General features: G+C 73.5%; 12 protein-coding genes and 2 pseudogenes. 8 read left to right on the plus strand and 6 right to left on the minus strand.

The window, feature by feature from the left end; translation table 11 throughout:
• Window positions 1-39 precede the first annotated feature (39 nt).
• The gene (locus tag ACFV3R_RS30585; RefSeq protein ID WP_385589918.1) at window positions 40-1,335 is read right to left on the minus strand and encodes an MFS transporter; all 1,296 of its coding nucleotides are present in this window, start codon (window positions 1,333-1,335) and stop codon (window positions 40-42) included.
• A 283-nt stretch (window positions 1,336-1,618) separates the two neighbouring features.
• On the opposite strand from ACFV3R_RS30585, the gene ACFV3R_RS30590 reads away from it, so the two are divergent.
• A complete protein-coding gene (locus ACFV3R_RS30590; RefSeq protein ID WP_385589920.1) occupies window positions 1,619-2,665 on the plus strand; it encodes a LacI family DNA-binding transcriptional regulator in 1,047 nt (348 codons plus the stop codon).
• Window positions 2,666-2,749: 84 nt separating this feature from the next.
• Here the strand turns inward: ACFV3R_RS30590 and ACFV3R_RS30595 are convergent, their stop codons facing one another.
• A complete protein-coding gene (locus ACFV3R_RS30595; protein ID WP_385589923.1) occupies window positions 2,750-5,755 on the minus strand; it encodes a glycoside hydrolase family 2 TIM barrel-domain containing protein in 3,006 nt (1,001 codons plus the stop codon).
• A 165-nt stretch (window positions 5,756-5,920) separates the two neighbouring features.
• Window positions 5,921-6,862, minus strand: a complete 942-nt coding sequence (locus tag ACFV3R_RS30600) for a pseudouridine synthase (RefSeq protein ID WP_385589925.1) — start codon at window positions 6,860-6,862, stop codon at window positions 5,921-5,923.
• Window positions 6,863-7,154: 292 nt separating this feature from the next.
• Between ACFV3R_RS30600 and ACFV3R_RS30605 the strand changes: the two genes are divergently transcribed.
• The 3 genes and pseudogenes from ACFV3R_RS30605 to ACFV3R_RS30615 all read left to right on the plus strand — a co-directional run bounded on the left by ACFV3R_RS30605 (window position 7,155) and on the right by ACFV3R_RS30615 (window position 8,692).
• Window positions 7,155-7,361, plus strand: a complete 207-nt coding sequence (locus ACFV3R_RS30605; RefSeq protein ID WP_385589927.1) for a DUF2180 family protein — start codon at window positions 7,155-7,157, stop codon at window positions 7,359-7,361.
• Between the two features lie 64 nt (window positions 7,362-7,425).
• The gene (locus ACFV3R_RS30610; protein ID WP_385589929.1) at window positions 7,426-7,902 is read left to right on the plus strand and encodes a Fur family transcriptional regulator; all 477 of its coding nucleotides are present in this window, start codon (window positions 7,426-7,428) and stop codon (window positions 7,900-7,902) included.
• Window positions 7,903-7,986: 84 nt separating this feature from the next.
• Window positions 7,987-8,692: pseudogene (locus ACFV3R_RS30615) on the plus strand (class I SAM-dependent methyltransferase).
• A 252-nt stretch (window positions 8,693-8,944) separates the two neighbouring features.
• Here ACFV3R_RS30615 and ACFV3R_RS30620 read toward each other — a convergent pair.
• Together ACFV3R_RS30620 and ACFV3R_RS30625 are read right to left on the minus strand one after the other, a co-directional pair.
• Window positions 8,945-10,330, minus strand: a pseudogene (locus ACFV3R_RS30620) (glycoside hydrolase family 6 protein); the annotation flags it as partial.
• Window positions 10,331-10,617: 287 nt separating this feature from the next.
• Complete coding sequence (locus tag ACFV3R_RS30625) at window positions 10,618-12,687, minus strand: glycoside hydrolase family 48 protein (protein ID WP_385589931.1); 2,070 nt, start codon at window positions 12,685-12,687, stop codon at window positions 10,618-10,620.
• A gap of 814 nt (window positions 12,688-13,501) precedes the next feature.
• On the opposite strand from ACFV3R_RS30625, the gene ACFV3R_RS30630 reads away from it, so the two are divergent.
• The 4 genes from ACFV3R_RS30630 (at window position 13,502) to ACFV3R_RS30645 (ending at window position 16,948) form a co-directional block, all read left to right on the plus strand.
• Window positions 13,502-14,527 (plus strand): LacI family DNA-binding transcriptional regulator, encoded by a 1,026-nt coding sequence (locus ACFV3R_RS30630; RefSeq protein WP_385589933.1) that lies wholly within the window; start codon window positions 13,502-13,504, stop codon window positions 14,525-14,527.
• A gap of 185 nt (window positions 14,528-14,712) precedes the next feature.
• On the plus strand, window positions 14,713-15,096 hold the full coding sequence (locus tag ACFV3R_RS30635) for an SH3 domain-containing protein (protein ID WP_385589936.1): 384 nt from the start codon (window positions 14,713-14,715) through the stop codon (window positions 15,094-15,096).
• A gap of 271 nt (window positions 15,097-15,367) precedes the next feature.
• The gene (locus ACFV3R_RS30640) at window positions 15,368-16,180 is read left to right on the plus strand and encodes a carbon-nitrogen hydrolase family protein (RefSeq protein ID WP_385589938.1); all 813 of its coding nucleotides are present in this window, start codon (window positions 15,368-15,370) and stop codon (window positions 16,178-16,180) included.
• Between the two features lie 492 nt (window positions 16,181-16,672).
• The gene (locus ACFV3R_RS30645; protein WP_385589940.1) at window positions 16,673-16,948 is read left to right on the plus strand and encodes a hypothetical protein; all 276 of its coding nucleotides are present in this window, start codon (window positions 16,673-16,675) and stop codon (window positions 16,946-16,948) included.
• 90 nt (window positions 16,949-17,038) lie between these two features.
• Here the strand turns inward: ACFV3R_RS30645 and ACFV3R_RS30650 are convergent, their stop codons facing one another.
• On the minus strand, window positions 17,039-17,410 hold the full coding sequence (locus ACFV3R_RS30650) for a chaplin (protein WP_385589942.1): 372 nt from the start codon (window positions 17,408-17,410) through the stop codon (window positions 17,039-17,041).
• Between the last annotated feature and the right edge of the window lie 379 nt (window positions 17,411-17,789).

A 17,789-nucleotide genomic window follows, 5' to 3' on the forward strand; every position in this document is an offset into this window, starting at 1 on the left:
GGGCCCCGGGGCGCAGCCGTCCGGCGGACCTCACCGGCGTCAGGCCGCGCCGCGTTCCGCCTCCAGCCGTCCGAGCGACTTGCCGGCGGTGTCGGGCATCCGCAGTCCGATGAGCGCACAGATCAGCAGAGAGGCGGTCAGGAACACGGCGACCGGGGTGATGCCGGTGCGGGCCAGCGTCGGGACGAAGAAGGACCACACCCCCAGCACCACGCGCGCCGTGCCGAAGGTGATGCCCTGGGCCGTGCCGCGCAGCATGGTGGGGAACACCTCCTGGCTGATGGTCTTGTACATCGCCTCGCCGGCGAGTGCCTGGCCGAGCCCGAAGAGCAGGACGTTCAGGATGATCACCGGGATGGTGAACGGCAGGAACAGGAACAGGCCGTAGGCGCAGACCTGCATCACGGACCCGACCGCCCACATCCGCCGCCGGTCCCGGTGGCCGCGGTCGGCGTAGCGCATGAAGACCAGCACGGTGCCGACGATGACGAGGGCGAAGCTGGCGCAGGAGAGCAGCACGCTGGTCGCCTGTCCGCCGGCGCCCAGGCTCCTGACCATGTAGGGCGTGAAGACGCCGTTGGTCCCCGCGGCGAGGTTCCAGAACAGGTAGATGCCGCCGGTGAACAGCAGCCCCTTCAGCTGCTTGCCGCGGAGCAGGTCCGAGACCTTGGCGCGGGCCGCCGCGGGCGCCTTCGCGGCGGCCCGCCACACCGCGGACTCCACCATGCCGCGGCGCAGTGCGTAGGTGACCAGCGCCACCACGAAGAGCTGGAGGAAGACGATGCGGATGCCCAGCAGGTCCAGGCCCGACAGCGCCCAGGCCAGCAGGGAGACCACCACCGGGCCCAGGCTCCAGGTCACCTGGGTGAGCCCGAGCAGTCTGCCGCGGGCCTTCGAGGGCGAGAACTCCCCCACCAGCGCGAGGGAGGTGGGGACGTCGGCGCCCACCGCCAGGCCCACCAGGAAGGTGCCGGTGAAGAGCATCGCGGGGTTGACCGCGAGCGCCATCAGCAGGATGGCGGCGGCGTAGACCAGCAGGTCGTACTGGTAGATGCGTTTGCGGCCGAGCCGGTCGCCGAGTCTGCCGCCGACGAAGGAGCCGATGGCGGCGCCGATGGCGTTGGGCCCGATCGCGGTGAGCGCGCCCACCCAGCCCTGGGTGAGGCCGAACCGGTCCTGGAAGAGGACCAGTCCGGTGCTGAGGGCCACGATGGAGCCCGCGTCCAGGTAGGAGGCCATGCCGGCGAGCACGGTCCACTTCCACTGCTGCCGCGAGACCTCACCGCCCTCGCCCGCCGCGACCGGCGCCTCCTCGTGCGGTTGCACTGACGTCACCTGGACCCCCTCGTCCCGGCACGGAGACACGGCGGGAGGACGCCACCGCGCGCACGGCGGCGACGCGGGCCACCGGTTCAGCTCCGCTGCATGGTTGTTGAAACGACTCAAACCATGGGGTGCGGTCCCGCCGGCCGTCAAGACCCGTGACACCGCCCGTTCCCGCGGAACCGGCCGCCGCGGGGCGGGCGCGGCGCCCCGGGCGCCGGCTCGCGCCGGGCGGGAGTGACCGTCTTCCCAGGTCGCCCGTCGCCGCCGCGGGGGCGGCGCATACGCTTCTGACGTGGCACACGAGAAGAACCCGGCACCGACGCTGCGCCGCGTGGGGATCAAGGACGTCGCCGACCGCGCCGGCGTCTCCATCGGCACCGTCTCCAACGTGATCAACCATCCCGCCAGGGTGTCCGCCGACACCCTGGCGCGCGTGCGGTCGGCCATCGAGGCCCTGGGCTACGTACGCGACGAGAGCGCGCGCCAGCTCCGGGCGGGCAGCTCCCGCGTCCTCGGCCTCCTGGTGCTGGATCTCGGCAACCCCTTCTTCGCCGACGTGGCACGCGGCGTCGAGCGGGAGGCGCACGAGGCGGGGCTGGGCGTCATGGTCTGCACCAGCGGCCAGGACGCGACGCTGGAGGCGAAGTACGTCTCGCTGCTGTCGGAGCAGCGGGTGCACGGCGTGCTGCTCACCCCGATGGAGACGAGCGGACCCCATCTGGACGTCCTGCGCCGGCGCCATGTCCCCTACGCCCTCCTGGACCGGCTGTCCGCCGACGGCACCGCCTGCTCGGTCTCGCTCGACGACGTGGCCGGCGGGGCGCTCGCCCTGCGCCACCTCCTGGAGGCGGGACACCGCCGGGTGGGCTTCGTCAGCGGGCCCTCGACGCTGCAACAGGTCAGGGACCGCCGCGAGGGGGCCGCCCGGGCGGTGGCCGAGGCCGGCCTGCCCGCCTCGGCACTGGTGGAGACCGCGACGGAACGGCTGGACTTCGCGGCGGGCGTGGACGCGGGGGCACGGCTGCTGGGGCTCCCGGACCGGCCCACCGCCGTCTTCTGCGCCAACGACCTGCTGGCGCTGGGCGTCCTGCAGGCCGTGTTCGCCGCCGGGCTGCGGGTGCCCGAGGAGTTGGCCATCGTCGGTTACGACGACATCGAGTTCGCCGCCGCGGCCGCCGTCCCGCTCACCTCGGTCCGCAAACCGGCAGCGGACATGGGTTCCCTGGCGGCCCGGCTGCTGCTGTCGGAGATCCAGGACGCCGCTGGTCAGCACGAGCACCGACAGGTGGTGCTGGAGCCGGAGTTGGTGGTGCGGCGCTCCAGCCTCGCGCGGCGCTGAGGAGAGCACCCCGCCCGGCCGGAGCGCCGCCGCCCGGACACCCGCGGGCGGGCGGTGCGGGTCACGGCCCGGCGGGCCGGGGTGTCAGCGCAGCAGCAGCCGGGCGCGGACCGGTGCGGGCCGGAGCACGTACGGGGGGAGCGGGCCGGGTCCGCAGGCCGCGGTGCCCACGCCGTGGCGGGCGAAGTCGATCTCCAGGTGGGTGCGGCCGTCGGGGCACAGCTCCTCGTGGTGGCGGGCAGCCGTGAGGGCGGCGGTCGACCACGGGCGGGCCGTGAAGGCGAAACCCGTTCCGCATACGGTGAGTTGCTGCTTCCCGCCATCGCTCAGCACCAGTTCGCAGACCTCGGCCCGCGCTCCGTTCTCCTGAGGGCGCACATGGTCGGTGGACAGGTCGCGCACCGTCGAGGTGAAACGGCCCCACCGCTGCGCCTGGCCGGTGTCGGGGTACTTCGGCCCGGGGCCGAAACCCGTCCAGGTGCAGCGGTCGAGGGCGCCGGGCAGGGTGAGGGCCAGGCCGACGCGGGGCCAGGTGCGCGGCCAGCCCTCGCCGGGCACGATCTCCGCGTCGAGCAGCAGTTGCCCGTCGTCCGCCTGCCACCGCAGCACCAGGTGGACGCGGCGGTCGTGGCCCGCCGCCCCGACCACGCCGCGCACCGTCACCGCGTCCTCGGCGACCTCGACGGCCACGGTCCGGTGCACCAGCCGGTCCAGGCCGGCGCGGCGCCAACCGGTCGCCTCGGGGAGCCCGTCGGCCGCTTCCCAGGCCCTGCCCAGGTCGTTGTCGGTGGGTGCCCGCCACAGCGTCAGGCGGGGACCGTCGAGGGGAAGGTCGCGCAGGGCGAGCAGGGCGCCGGTGGTGGTGTCGAACCTTCCTGGCCCCAGCGCCAGTTGACCGCCCTCGGCGCTCGGCGCCACCGGTCCGCAGAGCCGCGGCGGCAGGGCGCGGGGCGCCTCGCTCTGGGTCCAGGCCACCTCGTGTCCGGCCGGCGCCCATGCGTGGTCCCGGGCGAGACGGAGGCTGACCGTCGCCACCCCGCCACCCGTCATGGCTGCCGACATCTGTGCCGGCAGGGCGAGCCGGGCCTCGGAGCGCGCCGGGACCCGGTGTGCCCCGATCACCCCCTGCGCCACCTGCTCCCCGCCGGGCCCCGCCACCGACCAGGTGAGCAGGTGTCCGGAGAGGTCGTCGAAGTCGTGCCGGTTGTGCAGCCGCAGCAGGCCGGCGGGGAGGTCGAGGCTCATCCGCACGGGTTCGAGGACCTTCTTGAGGTCGAGCAGCCCGGGCCGTGGCTCCCGGTCGGCGGAGACCAGTCCGTCGATGACGAAGTTGCCGTCGTGGACGGGCTCCCCGAAATCGCCCCCGTAGCGGTGGCGGGGATCGCCCGGCGCCGGGTGGATGCCGTGCTCCAGCCACTCCCACACGAAGCCGCCCGCGAGCCTGGGGTGCGCCTCGAAGAGCTCCTGGTACTCGCTCAGGCCCCCCGGCCCGGTGCCCATGGCGTGGGCGTACTCGCACAGGACGAAGGGCAGGGAGCGGCGGTGGGCGTCCTCGGCCGGATCGGGCAGGGGCTCCTCCGCGCGGCGGCCGATCGCCTCGACCTCCTCGGGCGAGGCGTACATGCGCGAGTAGACGTCCACCTGGCGGCTGCGCGGGTCGCCCTCGTAGTGGAGGAGTCGGGCGGGGTCGCGTCCCTTGGCCCACCGTGCCATCGCGTCCAGGTTGACGCCGCGGCCGGCCTCGTTGCCCAGGGACCACATGATGACGCTCGGGTGGTTCTTGTCCCGTTCGACGGTGCGCCGCATCCGGTCCAGCAACGCCTCGGCCCAGGCGGGGTCGTCGCTGGGGTTGCCGCGCCAGGCGCCCGGGCCGAAGCCGTGCGTCTCCAGGTCGCACTCGTCGACGAGGTAGAGGCCGAGGCGGTCGGCGAGGTCGAGGACGTCCGGGTGGGGCGGGTAGTGGGAGGTGCGCACCGCGTTGACGTTGTGCTGCTTCATCAGGTGCAGTTCGGCCAGGACGGTCTCGCGCGGCACGACACGTCCGAGGTCGGGGTGGTGTTCGTGGCGGTTGACGCCCCGCAGCAGCACCGGCGTCCCGTTGACGGTGAGCACTCCGTCCTCGACGGCCACCGTGCGGAAGCCGACGCGCAGGGTGACGGTCTCCAGCGGGGTGCCCACCTGGAGGGTGTACAGCCGGGGGTGTTCGGCCGACCACGGCTCCACCGGGCCCACCGGGTGCTCGTCTCCGGGTGCCAGCCCGGCCAGGCCGAGTTCGGGCAGGGCGCAGGTCACTTCGGCAGCGGTGGGCCCGGCGTCCGCCGCGGTGTCACCACCGCCCCCGGCTGCCGCGAGTTCGACGTCGACTCTCAGGCTCCCGTGACCGTCGGCGAAGCCGGCGTGCACGAAGACGTCACGTACCGCACCGCGGGGGTGGGCCAGCAGGTGGACGCTGCGGAAGACGCCCGGCAGCCACCACATGTCCTGGTCCTCCAGGTAGCTGGCGGCCGAGAACTGCGCCACCCGGACGGTCAGGACGTTGCCGGTGGCCCGCAGGACGCCGGTGACGTCGAACTCGGTGGTGAGCCGGGAGCCGCGGGTGGTGCCCAGCGGCCTCCCGTTGAGCCAGACCTCCCCCGCCGAGTCGACGCCGTCCAGACGCAGCAGGGCACCGTCGAGGAAGGCCTCCGGCGCGTCGAACCGGGTGCGGTGGTCGCCGACGGGGTTGGCGTCCGGGGGGTGGGGCGGGTCCACCGGGAAGGGGTAGGTGACGTTGGTGTAGGCGGGGGCGCCGAAGCCGTGCACCGGCATCGACCAGCTGGAGGGCACCGGCAGGGGGTACCAACCACCGCCCGCCGCTGCCTGAGACGCGTCAGCGGCCGCTGGGTCCTCGCCCCCGGGGTCGTCGGTCGCGAGGTCGTGGGGCGCCTGCCGGGGCGAGGGCCACAGGCGGAAGGCCCAGAGGCCGTCCAGGCACTGCTGTGCCAGGGTGCTCTCGAAGCGGGCGCGGGGCGGGACGCTGCCCAGGCCGGGTCCGGGGTGGGTCAGGTCGTCGGCGAACGGAGCCGGCCGGTCGCGGGGGTCGTCCTTCATGCTCTGCTCCTGCCTGCCGGTGGGGGCCGGGGACGGGGTCAGCATAGGGTCCGCCCGTGAACCCCGGCCCTGACCGAAAGGGCCCGGCAGGCACAACCAGGCAGTTGCGAAAGGACGTTGACGAGCAGCGGACGGCCGGCTGGGCCCACTGGCCGCCGGCGAGGATCAGCCGGGCGACCGGTCGGGCCGGCGCGACAGGGTGCGCCGGCTGACGAAGTCGCGCTCCTCACCGGTGACCGGGTCGGTGAACGCCAAGCGCCGGGCCAGGAGTTGCAGGGGGTCGGTCCAGTCGTCGGGGGCGCTGGCGCGGACCTCGGGATAGAGCGGGTCGCCGAGGATGGGCAGGCCGAGTCCGCTGAGGTGGAGTCTGAGCTGGTGGGTGCGTCCGGTGGTCGGCAGCAGCCGGTACCGTCCCAGTCCCGCGCGGTGCGCCAGGAGTTCGATGCGGCTCTCGCTGTTGGGCGGCCCCGGCACCTCGCGGGCGGCCAGGACACCGCGTTCCTTCTCGATCCGGTTGCGGACGGTGGTCGGCAGCCGGAGCCCGGGGTCGTGGGGCGCGACCGCCTCGTACTCCTTGTGCACCCGCCGGTCCCGGAACAGCCCCTGGTAGGCCGCTCGGTCCTCGGGGCGCACGACGAACAGCACCAGTCCGGCGGTGAGCCGGTCCAGGCGGTGGGCGGCCTGGAGGGTGGGGAGCTCCAGCGCGGTCCGCAGCCGGGCCGTCGCGGTCTGCGTGACGTGGGAGCCCCGCGGGGTGGTGGCCAGGAAATGGGGCTTGTCGGCCACCACGATCCGCTCGTCGCGGTGGACGACCTCGACCTCGAAGGGCACCGGCGGCTCCGGCGGCAGGTCGCGGTGGAACCAGATCCGCAGGCCGGCGCGGTAGGGCGTGTCCGCGGTCAGCGGCCCGTCGGCGGTGACGAAGCGGCCGGCGCCCACCATGGCCGCCAGCCGGTCCCGGGGCACCGCGCCCGAGAAGCGGTCCATGAGGTGCGCGGCCGCCGTCGGCCACCTGCCCGCCCGGTCCTCCGGCAGGTGGACCCGCACCGGGTCCACCCCGTCGCGCTGCGGGAGCGGCGGTGGGGTGGCGCGTCTGCCCCGTGCCATTGCTCCGCCCTCCTTCGACCTGCGGCGGGCCGTTTCCCCACGCGCTCACCGGCAAGCCTACGGGCGTCCCCGACCGGGCCCTGATTTGACGCAGTACAAACTGCTGTCTAAGGTTCCAAACCGGACGTCATGCACCACTTCGCCCCGCACGTCGGGGTCGGCCGGCGCGGACCAGCGTCGTGCGCCGGAGGTCGCGTCCGGGACGGGCGACGGCGCGGTCCCCGCTCCCTTCCCCGCAGAGACGGAACGCGACGGCGGTGGCCGCTTCGCGCAGCGTTACGGAGTACCTGAGATGACCTGCTACGACTGCTCCCAGGAGGGGCGGCAGACCCCGTTGGTGGCCCTGTGCACCAGTTGCGGGCTCGGGGCGTGCGCCCGGCACGTCCGGGTGGCCAGCCCCTCGGTGACACGGCTGGTGGGCGTGGGTACCCGGATGACCGTGCCCGCACCGCGCCGCGCCACCTGCGTGACGTGTTCACGCGTCGGGGTGGGGAAGTAGGGCCGGACGCAGTCCCCACACCCGGGCCCAGGGTGACCCTCGACACACGAACAGGACGACCGCGATGACCGCAGTGACCGACCTCCTCCGGCGCGCGGGCCTACGCAACACCGCCCCCCGCCGGGCGGTGCTCGGGGCCCTGCAGGAAGCGCCCCACGCGACCGCCCCCGATCTGGAGACGGCGCTCGGCATCGGCCGCGACCGCTCTGCCGTGCTGTCCCGCCAGAGCCTCTACAACGTGCTGGAGGACCTGCGCCTGGCAGGGGCCGTCCGCCGCATCGAGCCCGCGGGCTCGCCGGCCCGCTACGAACTGCGGGTCGGGGACAACCACCACCACGTGGTCTGCCGCGGCTGCGGCCTGGTGCGGGACGTGGACTGCGCGGTGGGTGCCGCCCCCTGCCTCACGCCGGTGCAGGCTGAGGGGTTCGAGGTGGACGAGGCCGAGGTCACCTGGTGGGGCATGTGCGCCCGGTGCCGCGCCGCCGCCGAGGCCACGCGACAGGCCTCCGCGCAGGAGCCGCCCGGCGGCACGGACGGCTGAGCACGGCGGGTCCTCGCCCGGCACTCGGTCGTTCTCAGCGGCGCGGCCTACCCACCGGCCGCCAACGCCGCTGTGACGGCGGCCATGAGACGAATGACGCGCCGTGGACACCGGGGCTCGGGCCCGGGAGAGTTCACTCCTGACGGCTGTGCCGTGCGGATGTACACCCGGCTTGCGCTCCGCGGCGAGCCGCCAAGTGATCGCGGCGGCCGCTCCCCCGGGGGCCGGCCTGCTGGGACTCGGTTGCGGGGTGGGCCGGGTGACGCACCCGCTGGTCGAGTCCGGGTTCCGGGTGACGGCCGTGGACGAGTCGCAGACCATGCTGGACCACGTCCACGGGGCCCGCACCCTCCGCTCAGCCATCGGGGAACCGGAGCCGGCGGAGGACTTCGGCGTCGTCGTGCTGGGCTCGTTCCTGGTCCGTGCGGGCGATCCGGCGGTCCGCCAGGGGCTGCCGGCGACCTGTCGCCGCCATGTGCGCGCCGGCGGCTGCGTACGGGGGCAGCGGGAGGGTGAGGACTGGCACCGCCGGGTGCCGCGCGAGAGCCCGATTCCCGGGACGGCCGGGCGGACCCGTGTCGTGTCCGCGACGCCCGCCGGCCCCGGCGTGCACTCCGTGCACGTGGCGTACGAGTTCCCCGACGCGACGTGGACGCAGACGTTCCTCTCCCGTCCGCTCTCGACGCGCCGGTTCGAAGAGGCCCTGGAGGCGGCCGGGCCGGTGGTGGCGGGATACCTGACCGAGGACCGCACCTGGGTACGCGCGCTCCCCGTCGGGCCCGGGGTCTGAAGGCCGGCCGGGCGCGACGGGGCGTGCGCGGGTACGGATGGGGGCCGGCCCGCCCCCCGGCTGCCGGCCCCCACCTGCGGGGCGGGATGACCGTCAGGTCACTCCTCCGCCCGTTCCGGGCCCCGCCCCCACGGCTGGGGCCCGTCGTCCGGGGCGCCGCTGTTCGCGCCGCACCGGAGGTCCGGTGCCTGGTACTGCGGGAACCCGGAAGGCCTTCCCGCTGCACCAGGCACGGTCGGTCGCCTACTTGTCGCCGTTCTTGGCGACACCGTTCACCGGCGGGTAGGCGTTGGCCAGCAGCTGCTGGAACTGCGCCGAGAACCAGTGGCCGGCCAGCGGCGCGTTGGGCAGGGCGCCCGAGGGGTTGTTGCCGTTGCGGCCGTTGCCCTGGTAGGTCGGGTCGCACATCCGGTCGAAGCCCTTGCCCTCGTCGTTGTCGACCGGCTGGCTGGCACCGTCCGACTCGCCCGGGGGCTTGGCCCAGACGTAGGCGTCTATGCCCGCCGCGGGAGAGGCCGTCGGCCGTTCACCGAGGCCGGCACCGCTCTGGTTGCACCAGTTGCCGGCGTGGATGCGGCGGTCGACGCGTCCCCCGTTGACGTAGGCGTCCACGCTGGTCGTCGGGCCGGGGCCGGTCGGCCGGGCGGACCCACCCCAGCCGTTGCGGGCGGTGTCGACCAGCATGCCGATGCTGGAGTTGAAACCCTGCGAGACAAGGGTGGAACGCAGCGCCTGGGCGTAGGACTTCTCGTCGACGTACTGGTTCCAGTCGATCCACTTCGACTGCCGCACGGTCTGGCCGTTGACGGTGTCGGTGATCTTGACGTTCGGCTCCTCCAGCGCCGAGTAGTTGGCGGTGTTCACGATGAAGCCCGCCACGTCGTTGACGGTGGCACCCGAGGTGGTGGCCGCCTTCTTGAACTCCTGCGCGGCGGGCACCATGTTGGAGTCCCAGCCGAGCCAGCCGTGGTGGGCCGCGTCGACGTAGTTGTAGACGTTGGAGATCGCGCCGAGGGTGTGCAGCGCGTACCCGACGCCCTTCTCGTAGTTGCCGTTCGCCTTCATCGTGGCGCAGGCGTCGGTGGAACCCGCGGTGCCGCCGGCGTTGGTGACGATGTTGGGCAGCGAGTCGGGCTCGATGATGTTGACGATCTTCAGGCCGGCGTAGGCCGGGTCCTTGAGGATGGCGGCGATCGGGTCGATGTACTCCGACTCGTACCGGTCGATCTCCGTGGGGCCGAGTTCACCGTTGGAGGCCAGCGCCGAGCAGTCGCGCCCCGGAAGGTCGTAGATGACCAACTGGACCAGGTCGGCGCCCTGTTCGAGGGCGGTGTCCAGGGTGTCCCGGAGTCCGCGCTGGCTGTCGGTCCCGTTGATCGCGGCGATGCGGTCCAGCCACACGAACGTCGGCTGGTTGGCGATCGCGGAGCCGCCGGGCTCGGCGGCGGCCAGGGCGGACCAGTCGGGGTTGACGTACGGCTTCGCGCCGGCGTAGGGGTTGTCGACCCTGGCCGTCGGTGCGGCGCTCGCCGTCTGGGGAACGGTGGTGAACGCGCAGGCGGCGCTCAGGGCCAGCGCGCCGATCGCGGCGAGCCTGCTCCGCGTCCGGTGTCGCGTGGTGGACGGTGTCGCTGTCATCAGGTGCTGCTCCTTGTCGGCTGTGCACGGGGGTCGTTGCGGCGGTTTCGAAGCCGCCCGGTCGGACTTGGTGCGGCTGGAGGCCTCCTCGCGGGTCGTGGGGGTGCGCGGTGCCGGGCGGGGGGCTCCGCGGGTCGTGGGTCGGGTGCGGCCGGCGCCGGGGCCGGCCCGGGGAACGCCCCGGCGCCGGCTCCTTCCGGAGGTTGCGGTGCGGCAGTTGCCGGTTCCCGGTCCTCCGGGGCTGGGGTGGGGTGCTGGTCGGTCGCGCGCTGCTTGGCGCCGGCGCGTCAGGCGGCGCTGCCGCGGGCCGGGCGGACGGCGGCCCGGCCTTCGGCGACGAGCAGTTCGGCGTAGGTGGCCAGGGCCAGCGCGACGTCGGCCTGCGCCCAGAAGCGGTGGTAGGTGAAGACGGGGGCCTCGCCGCCGTCGAGGTAGGCCTGCACCTTGGGCCACGAGGGGTCGTCCTTGTACCAGGAGCGCAGGTCTAGGAAGGTGACGCCGGGCTTGATCTCCTCGCCGCCCGGCATCCTGCCGCTCCACCCCGAGGGGATGTACACCTCGTCCCGGAAGCGGCTGTAGTCGGCGCGGGTCTCGGGTACGGCCACGCCCTGGTCGTCCGCGTGGGCGACGATCGCGTCGAGCAGGGACTTGGCGAGGGCGGCGGCCTCGGCGTCACCGGACTTGGCGGCGTAGTAGACGAGGGTCTTGACGTAGGCCGCGCCCACGCCCACGTCGTTGCTGTAGTCCACCACCGTGACGTGCAGGCCGGAGTTGGCGCCCGGAGCCGACGGGTTCCAGGTGTCCGGGGCACCCGTCCAGTTCAGGGTGGAGGGGAAGCGGTAGGTGCCGTCGGCGCCAACGGTGGTCTTTGAGGAGGCCCATGCCACCCACTTGTCGAGGATCGCCTCGGCGTCGGTGTCGCCGGTGACGTAGTAGTACTCGGCGACCCGCTCCAGCCCCCAGGCCTGGAAACCGAACCAGTTGTTGCTCGGCGGGTCGTGGTAGACCGGCTGCCAGTCGTAGGCCATGCCGTAGAAGGTCGGGGTACCGGCGGGCGGTGTGCTGTAGGAGCCGTCCCAGCTGTTGGTGCAGCCGCCGGCGAGCGCGCCCTCGGACGACTGGAGCCAGCGCAGGAACTCCAGCTGCCGCTTCAGGCTGGTGGCCCAGTCCCCCTTGGCGGTCGGCGACTTGGGCACGAGCGCCGGGACGGTGGACATCGCCCAGGCGGCGAGCGGGTTCTGGTAGCCCTGGTGCGCCGCGCCGTCCCCGATCCGCCAGGCCCAGCCGCCACCGGGCTCGGCACCGCCCCAGGCGTAGTACCAGGACAGCAGGTAGTGCTGGGAGGAGCGGCCGCTGCCCGCGGGGCAGCCGGTGGGGCTGGTGCAGTCGCCGATGCGCTTGAAGTACTTGTCGAAGGTGGCGTAGCGCAGGTAGTCGCCCATCTTGGCCGCCTTGGCGACGGAGGCGCTGACCTCGCTCTCCTTGCCCTGCGCCTGCGCCCACCGGTAGGCCCAGTAGGCGGCCTGCACGGCGCGGGCGTCGGCGTCGGGGGCGTTGGTGTACTTCCACTGCTTGGCGTAGGAGGCGTCCTTGACGAAGAGGTCGAGGTAGCCGTTGGTGCCGCCGTACTTGAACTGGTCGGTGGTCGGCTGCGGGACCGTCTCCCACACCGACTCCTGGGCGCCCCGCTGGTAGGTGTTGATGAACGACGGCTTCTTGCCCGGTCCGTTCTCCGCACCGGTGCCCGGGGTGTTGCCGTAGCCGTAGATGTTGTCGACGTCCATGATCCAGTGCATGCCGTAGACGTCGGTGGTCCCGTACGCCGAGGACAGCTCGGTGGCTATCGGGTCGGAGCCGACCGAGACCGAGGAGTTCATCGGGGAGGGGTAGTCGGAGGGGAGGGGGAACTCCGCGGCGTACGTGGCCGGGGCGCCGGGCCGGTAACCGTCGTTGCTCGGCTGGTCGGCGTGGGAGGGGATGAGCGACTTCTCGGCCACCGCCCAGGCGGTGTTGAAGGGACCCCAGTCACCGCTCACCCTGCCGTAGGCCGCCTCCAGCCACATGTAGAAGCTCATGGCCTCCGAGGTGGTCTCGTGGCCGTGGTCGGGCGCCTCCACCATCAGCGTCTCGACGCTGTGGTAGGGGATGCCGTCCGGGCTGAAGTACCCGTTGGCAGGGTCCTTGATCTTGTTGTACTGGGTGAGGAACGCCTGGGTGTAGGGGTCGTCTGCGGCGGCCTTCCCGGCAGCCGCGCGGGTGCCGGCCCGGGGCTCGGCGCCGGCGTGCGCCTGGCCCACGCCCAGCGCGACAAGGCTGCCGCCGACGGTGGCGGCGAAGGTTCTGCGGGAGACGGACATGAGGTGGGACTCCTCGTTCGGGCAGGCGCGTCCGGTGGGTTCGGCCCGGTGCGGAGCCGCCTGGACACGGCGGGGGGAGGCGTCCCTGGCCCTCGGGACACCGTCTGAGGAGGTGCGTGTACGGGAGTGCGTGTGCGGGGTGCTGGTGCGTGAGCGGTCCGGGCGGGGGTGCACCACGGGCGGCTCGGGGGTTGTCGCGGCGTGCCGGCGGACACGGCGCGAGGGCGGTACGGGGCTATCGCGGCGTGCCGGCGGACACGGCGCGAGGGCGGTACGGGGTGGCCGGCCCCGCGGTGGCGGGACGGTGCGGCATCGGGTCCTCGGGACCCGGGTGCCGGTGTCCGTCGTGCACGGGGGCAGGACACCTGGCGTGCTCCGTGGTCCGCGTGGCGGTCGTCGCGGCGCCGGAGCCCGGCTCGCCCGTCGCAGGGGTGGCGACCGGGGCGGAGCGGTGTGGTGACGGTGGTACGGCGTGGGGCGGTACAGGCATGACGTTCCCTCTCTCGCGGCTCTGGAGCGGGGGACGTGCTTCGCTCCGTCGACGGGAGCGCTCCCAAAGTCCCGGAGAGGTGTGCACCTGTCAAGTGGCGCCGCGTTACGCGAGGGAAATGGGACGGATGCGGGGTGTTCACTCTTCCCGCACCGACAGGCGGCGCCAACTGGCCTGCCAGTGGCCGGATTTGGTACTTCCGCGGTAGCGCCTGCCAGGGAATGCTGTGCCTTCGCCACTGGGAGCGCTCCCGTTCGGCTGACGTTCCCGCACCGACACGAGAGGATGTGCGAGGACACGCAAGCCGTCGACGGGAGACCGCGCATGGTCACATCGAGCCGCACCGGACTTCCCACCCTGGAGGAGGTGGCCGCGCTGGCCGGAGTCGGGCGTGGCACCGTCTCCCGCGTCATCAACAACGCGCCCGGGGTGAGGGAGACGACCAGGGACGCGGTCCAGCGCGCCATAGCCGAGCTGGGGTACGTACCCAACCGTGCCGCACGCGCGCTGGCGGGCAACCGTGCGGACGCGGTCGCCCTCGTCATTCCCGAGACCGAGAAGAAGTTCTTCACCGAACCGTACTTCTCGGAGATCATCCACGGTGTCAGCACCGGACTGGCCGAAACCGAACTGCAGTTGCTCCTGACCCTGGTGCGGACCGAACGCGAACGGACCCGCTTCCTCCAGTACGCCCGCGCCCGCCGCATCGACGGCGTGCTGCTCGTCTCCGTCCACCACACCGACCCGCTCCCCGACCAGCTCTTCGCCCTGGGCATCCCGACGGTCCTCAACGGCCGCCGCACCGCCGACGAGGCGGTGTCCTACGTGGACTCCGACAACGCGGGCGGCGCGCGTGCCGCGGTGCGCCACCTGCTGGACACCGGCCGGCGCAAGATCGTGACCATCGCGGGCCCGGCCGACATGTACGCGGCCCGCTGCCGGCTGCGCGGTTACCGGGACACCGTCGGCGGCAGCGGGTCCCCTTTCGATCCCTCGTGGGTGGAGGAGGGGGACTTCACCGAGGAGAGCGGACGGCGTGCGATGACCCGGCTGCTGCACCGCCACCCGGACCTGGACGCGGTCTTCGCGGCCTCCGACGTCATGGCCGCCGGCGCCCTGCACGCCCTGCGCTCCACCGGCCGGCGGGTCCCGGACGACGTGGCGGTCATCGGCTTCGACGACTCACCGCTGGCACGCCACACCGACCCGCAACTCACCAGCGTCCACCAGCCGGTCGAGGACATGGGCCGGACGATGGTGGAGGTACTGCTGGGCGGCCTCACCGACCCCGCGTCCGTCCGCCGTGACGTCGTCCTGCGCACCGAGCTCGTCCGGCGCGCCTCCGCCTGAGGGGCCGTCGCCCGCACCCGTTCCGGCCACCCTTCCGGAGCGGGCGTCAGGTGCGGGCGGGCCTCCTCCGAGAGCCCGGCCGCCCCGGCCGTCCTGCACCCCCTGCGGGTGAAAAGGAGGTCACCGCCTGACAGGGGTGCCCCCTGCCTGCCATAAGTGGAGGCACCCACAGGGAAGGGAGAAGCATGAGCATCCTCGGACTCAGTCGGCGAACCGTCACCGCACTCGCCATGCTCGTCGCCGCCGGTTCCGCCCTGGCGACCGTTCCCGCGAGCGCCGCCCCGGCCACCGCCTCCACCCCGTCCCGCGCCGCGGCCACCGCGGCGGCCCCGCCCCAGGGCCGGGTCGTCTCCCGGCTGCCGCTGAGCATCCGCGAGCGGCCGACCACCCGCTCCACCTACCTCGGCGCACTCCGGCCGGGTTCCGTGGTCCGGCTCGCCTGCAAGGTCCGGGGCGAGAACGTGGCCGGCAACGACCTCTGGTACCTGCTGGGCGAGGGCCGTCCCGGGTACGTCACGGCCCGCTGGGTACGCAACCTCTCCCCCGTCCCGTGGTGCCCCCGCCGGTGACGGCCGCGCGCCGCGGGCCGAGCGCCTTGGTCCGCCTGCTCTGATCCTGCCGCTTGGGTGCCGGCGTACCCCGCCTGCCGGGTGGACGCGGGTGCGCCCCTCCCCGCCCGACGGGGCCCCGGTGCCCTCGTCCGCGGTCACCGTCCGAGGTACGGTGACCGCGGTGCGACGGTGTTCCGGCTCCGTCGCGCCCGCCGGTGCCACACCCCTTCCGGTGCACGCCCTCGGGGGCCGCAGCGGCCCCCGGTGACCGACCGAGGACTGGGAGCCCATGCGTCTCGCCCTGTGCCAGCTGACGGCGTCGACCGATCCGCAGGAGAACCTCAACCGGGTCCGTGAGTCCGCGCAGCGCGCCGCTGCGGACGGAGCGCGGCTGGCCGTGTTCCCCGAGGCGACCATGGCACGGTTCGGTGTCCCGCTGGGGCCGGTCGCGCAACCGCTGGACGGCCCCTGGGCCGAGGGCGTCCGGTCCGTGGCGCGGGAGACGGGGCTCACGCTCGTCGTCGGCATGTTCACCCCCGCGCCCGACGGCCGGGTGGCCAACACCCTGCTCGTCACCGGCCCCGGCACCGAGAGCTCCTACGACAAGATCCACCTCTACGACGCCTTCGGCTTCCGCGAGTCCGACACGGTCGCCCCCGGGGAGCGGGTGGTCACCGTCCGGGTGGACGAGGTGACGGTGGGCCTGGCCACCTGCTACGACCTGCGCTTCCCGGAGCTCTTCCAGGCGCACGCCGACGCCGGCGCGACGCTGTCGGTGCTGCCCGCGGCCTGGGGCGCGGGGCCCGGCAAACTGACCCAGTGGGACCTCCTGGTGCGCGCCCGCGCCCTGGACGCCTCGGTGTGGCTGGCCGCCGTGGGGCAGGCCGCGCCGGAGCCCGGAGCCGACCCCGAGCAGCCGACGAAGGCCCCCACCGGTGTCGGCCACAGCGCCCTCGTCGGGCCGGACGGGACCGTGCGGACGCGGCTCGGCGCGGGGCCGGAGGTGGTCACGGCGGACATCGACGTGGCCGAGGCCGACCGGGTCCGCCGCACGGTGGCCGTCCTGGACAACCGTCGTCTGCAGGGCGGCCGTCGGGCCTGAGAGAGCGGGCCGGCCCGGTCCGCCCGACCGCCGACCGACGGAGAACCCGGACGGGCCCGCGCTGAGGGGTCCTTGCCATATGAGCGTCCGATGAGGACGCTTGGTCCGGCGCCGTGCATCGCAAGGCGCCGAAGAGTCCTCGTAGCGGAGCTACCAGGGCTGTTCGGCAACGCCGCGAGGTGCGGTGCAGACCACGCGGCCCGGGCGAGCATATGGCAAGGACCCCTTACCGGCCCTCCGGGAACCGGCGGCGCCCACACGCTCAGGGTCTGCCGCCCGGGCGCGGGACGGTGAAGACCGGGCACGGGACGGCGAAGAAGTGGCGCGTCCGCGGAGTCCGCGCCGTCAGCCGGGGGCGCTCGCACGGCAGCCGGAACCCGCAGCCGTCCGAGGGGCCTTCTGGGCCGAGCCCCTGCGTGGGCGCCGGCCACCTGGGGCGGAGCGGGTCGGGGAGAATTGCGGACGGTGGACACCAACGGGCACTCTTGCCCCATGGACTACATAGGGCTCGAAGCCTGGGTGGGCGGCGAATGGCTGGAACTGGAGGCCGTGAGCGTCACCGTGCAGGACTCGATACTGACGCTCTCGTTCGAACGCCAGCACACGGAGCAGGGGTACCGGTCCCTGGTCTGGGAGCCTCTGGAGCACTTCCTGCGGGAGTACCGGGACGAGCCCGTGGTCGTCATGCCCTACGGCCGCAACCTGCCGGTGATGTTCGGCCCCGGCGCGGCAGGCCCGTTCCGGCTGCGGCGGATCACCGGCCACTGACCTGACCCGCCCCAAGGCCAGGGGCCCGACATGACGGCGCTCCGGCCGGAATGACTCCGGCCGGAGCGTTCGCCCACTTCGAGACGGGTGTTACTTGCCCGAGTGCTCGTCGTGCTTGTGGTGCTTGCGCTTGCAGTGGCAGTCGAAGCCGTGGTGGTCCCGGTGGTCCCGGTGGCCGTGCCAGCGGCGCTCGTCACGACGGTGGTCGTCACGGCGGTGGTCGCTGCGCTCGCCGCAACGGTTGCCGGCGGCCGGGTTGAGCAGACCGATCACGTTGATCGTGTTGCCGCAGACGTTGATCGGGACGTCGATCGGGACCTGGATGACGTTGCCCGACAGAACGCCCGGCGAACCGACGGCCACGCCCTTGGCGCCGCTGTCGGCAGTAGCCCCGGTCACACCCGCCACCATCGCGGCGCTCACCGCGACAGCCAGGCCGAGGCTCTTCTTCACGCGTGTCATGAATGCGTCTCCTAGTGGGGAGCGAACCGGTCCGCACTCGCGGACCGCGGCGGCCTCGTTGGGGCCACCGTCTGCTTTTCGCCATTTCCCGGGGGTCGGATCACCTCTCGCGGCGACATTCACCCGAGGGGCCCACCAAATCGTGGAAACGGCCCCCGAGCGGCCCAACGCACGGGCCCGCAACCCGGCGGCGTCCGCCCCTGACCCAGCGTCAGCCCGGCAGCCCTCGCGGCCGGATCGCCTGCCCCGCTCACCCACACGGCGACGGGCCCGCTCCCCCGAAGAGGCGCGGGGCCGGCGCCCGGTGGGGCCGGGCAGACCGGGCGGTCGTGGCCCAGGGCCATGTACAGTTAGGTACGACCGGTGTGGTCGTGGTGGG

The organism is Streptomyces sp. NPDC059740, from assembly GCF_042733155.1.
In the GTDB taxonomy this organism is placed as follows: Bacteria; Actinomycetota; Actinomycetes; order Streptomycetales; family Streptomycetaceae; genus Streptomyces.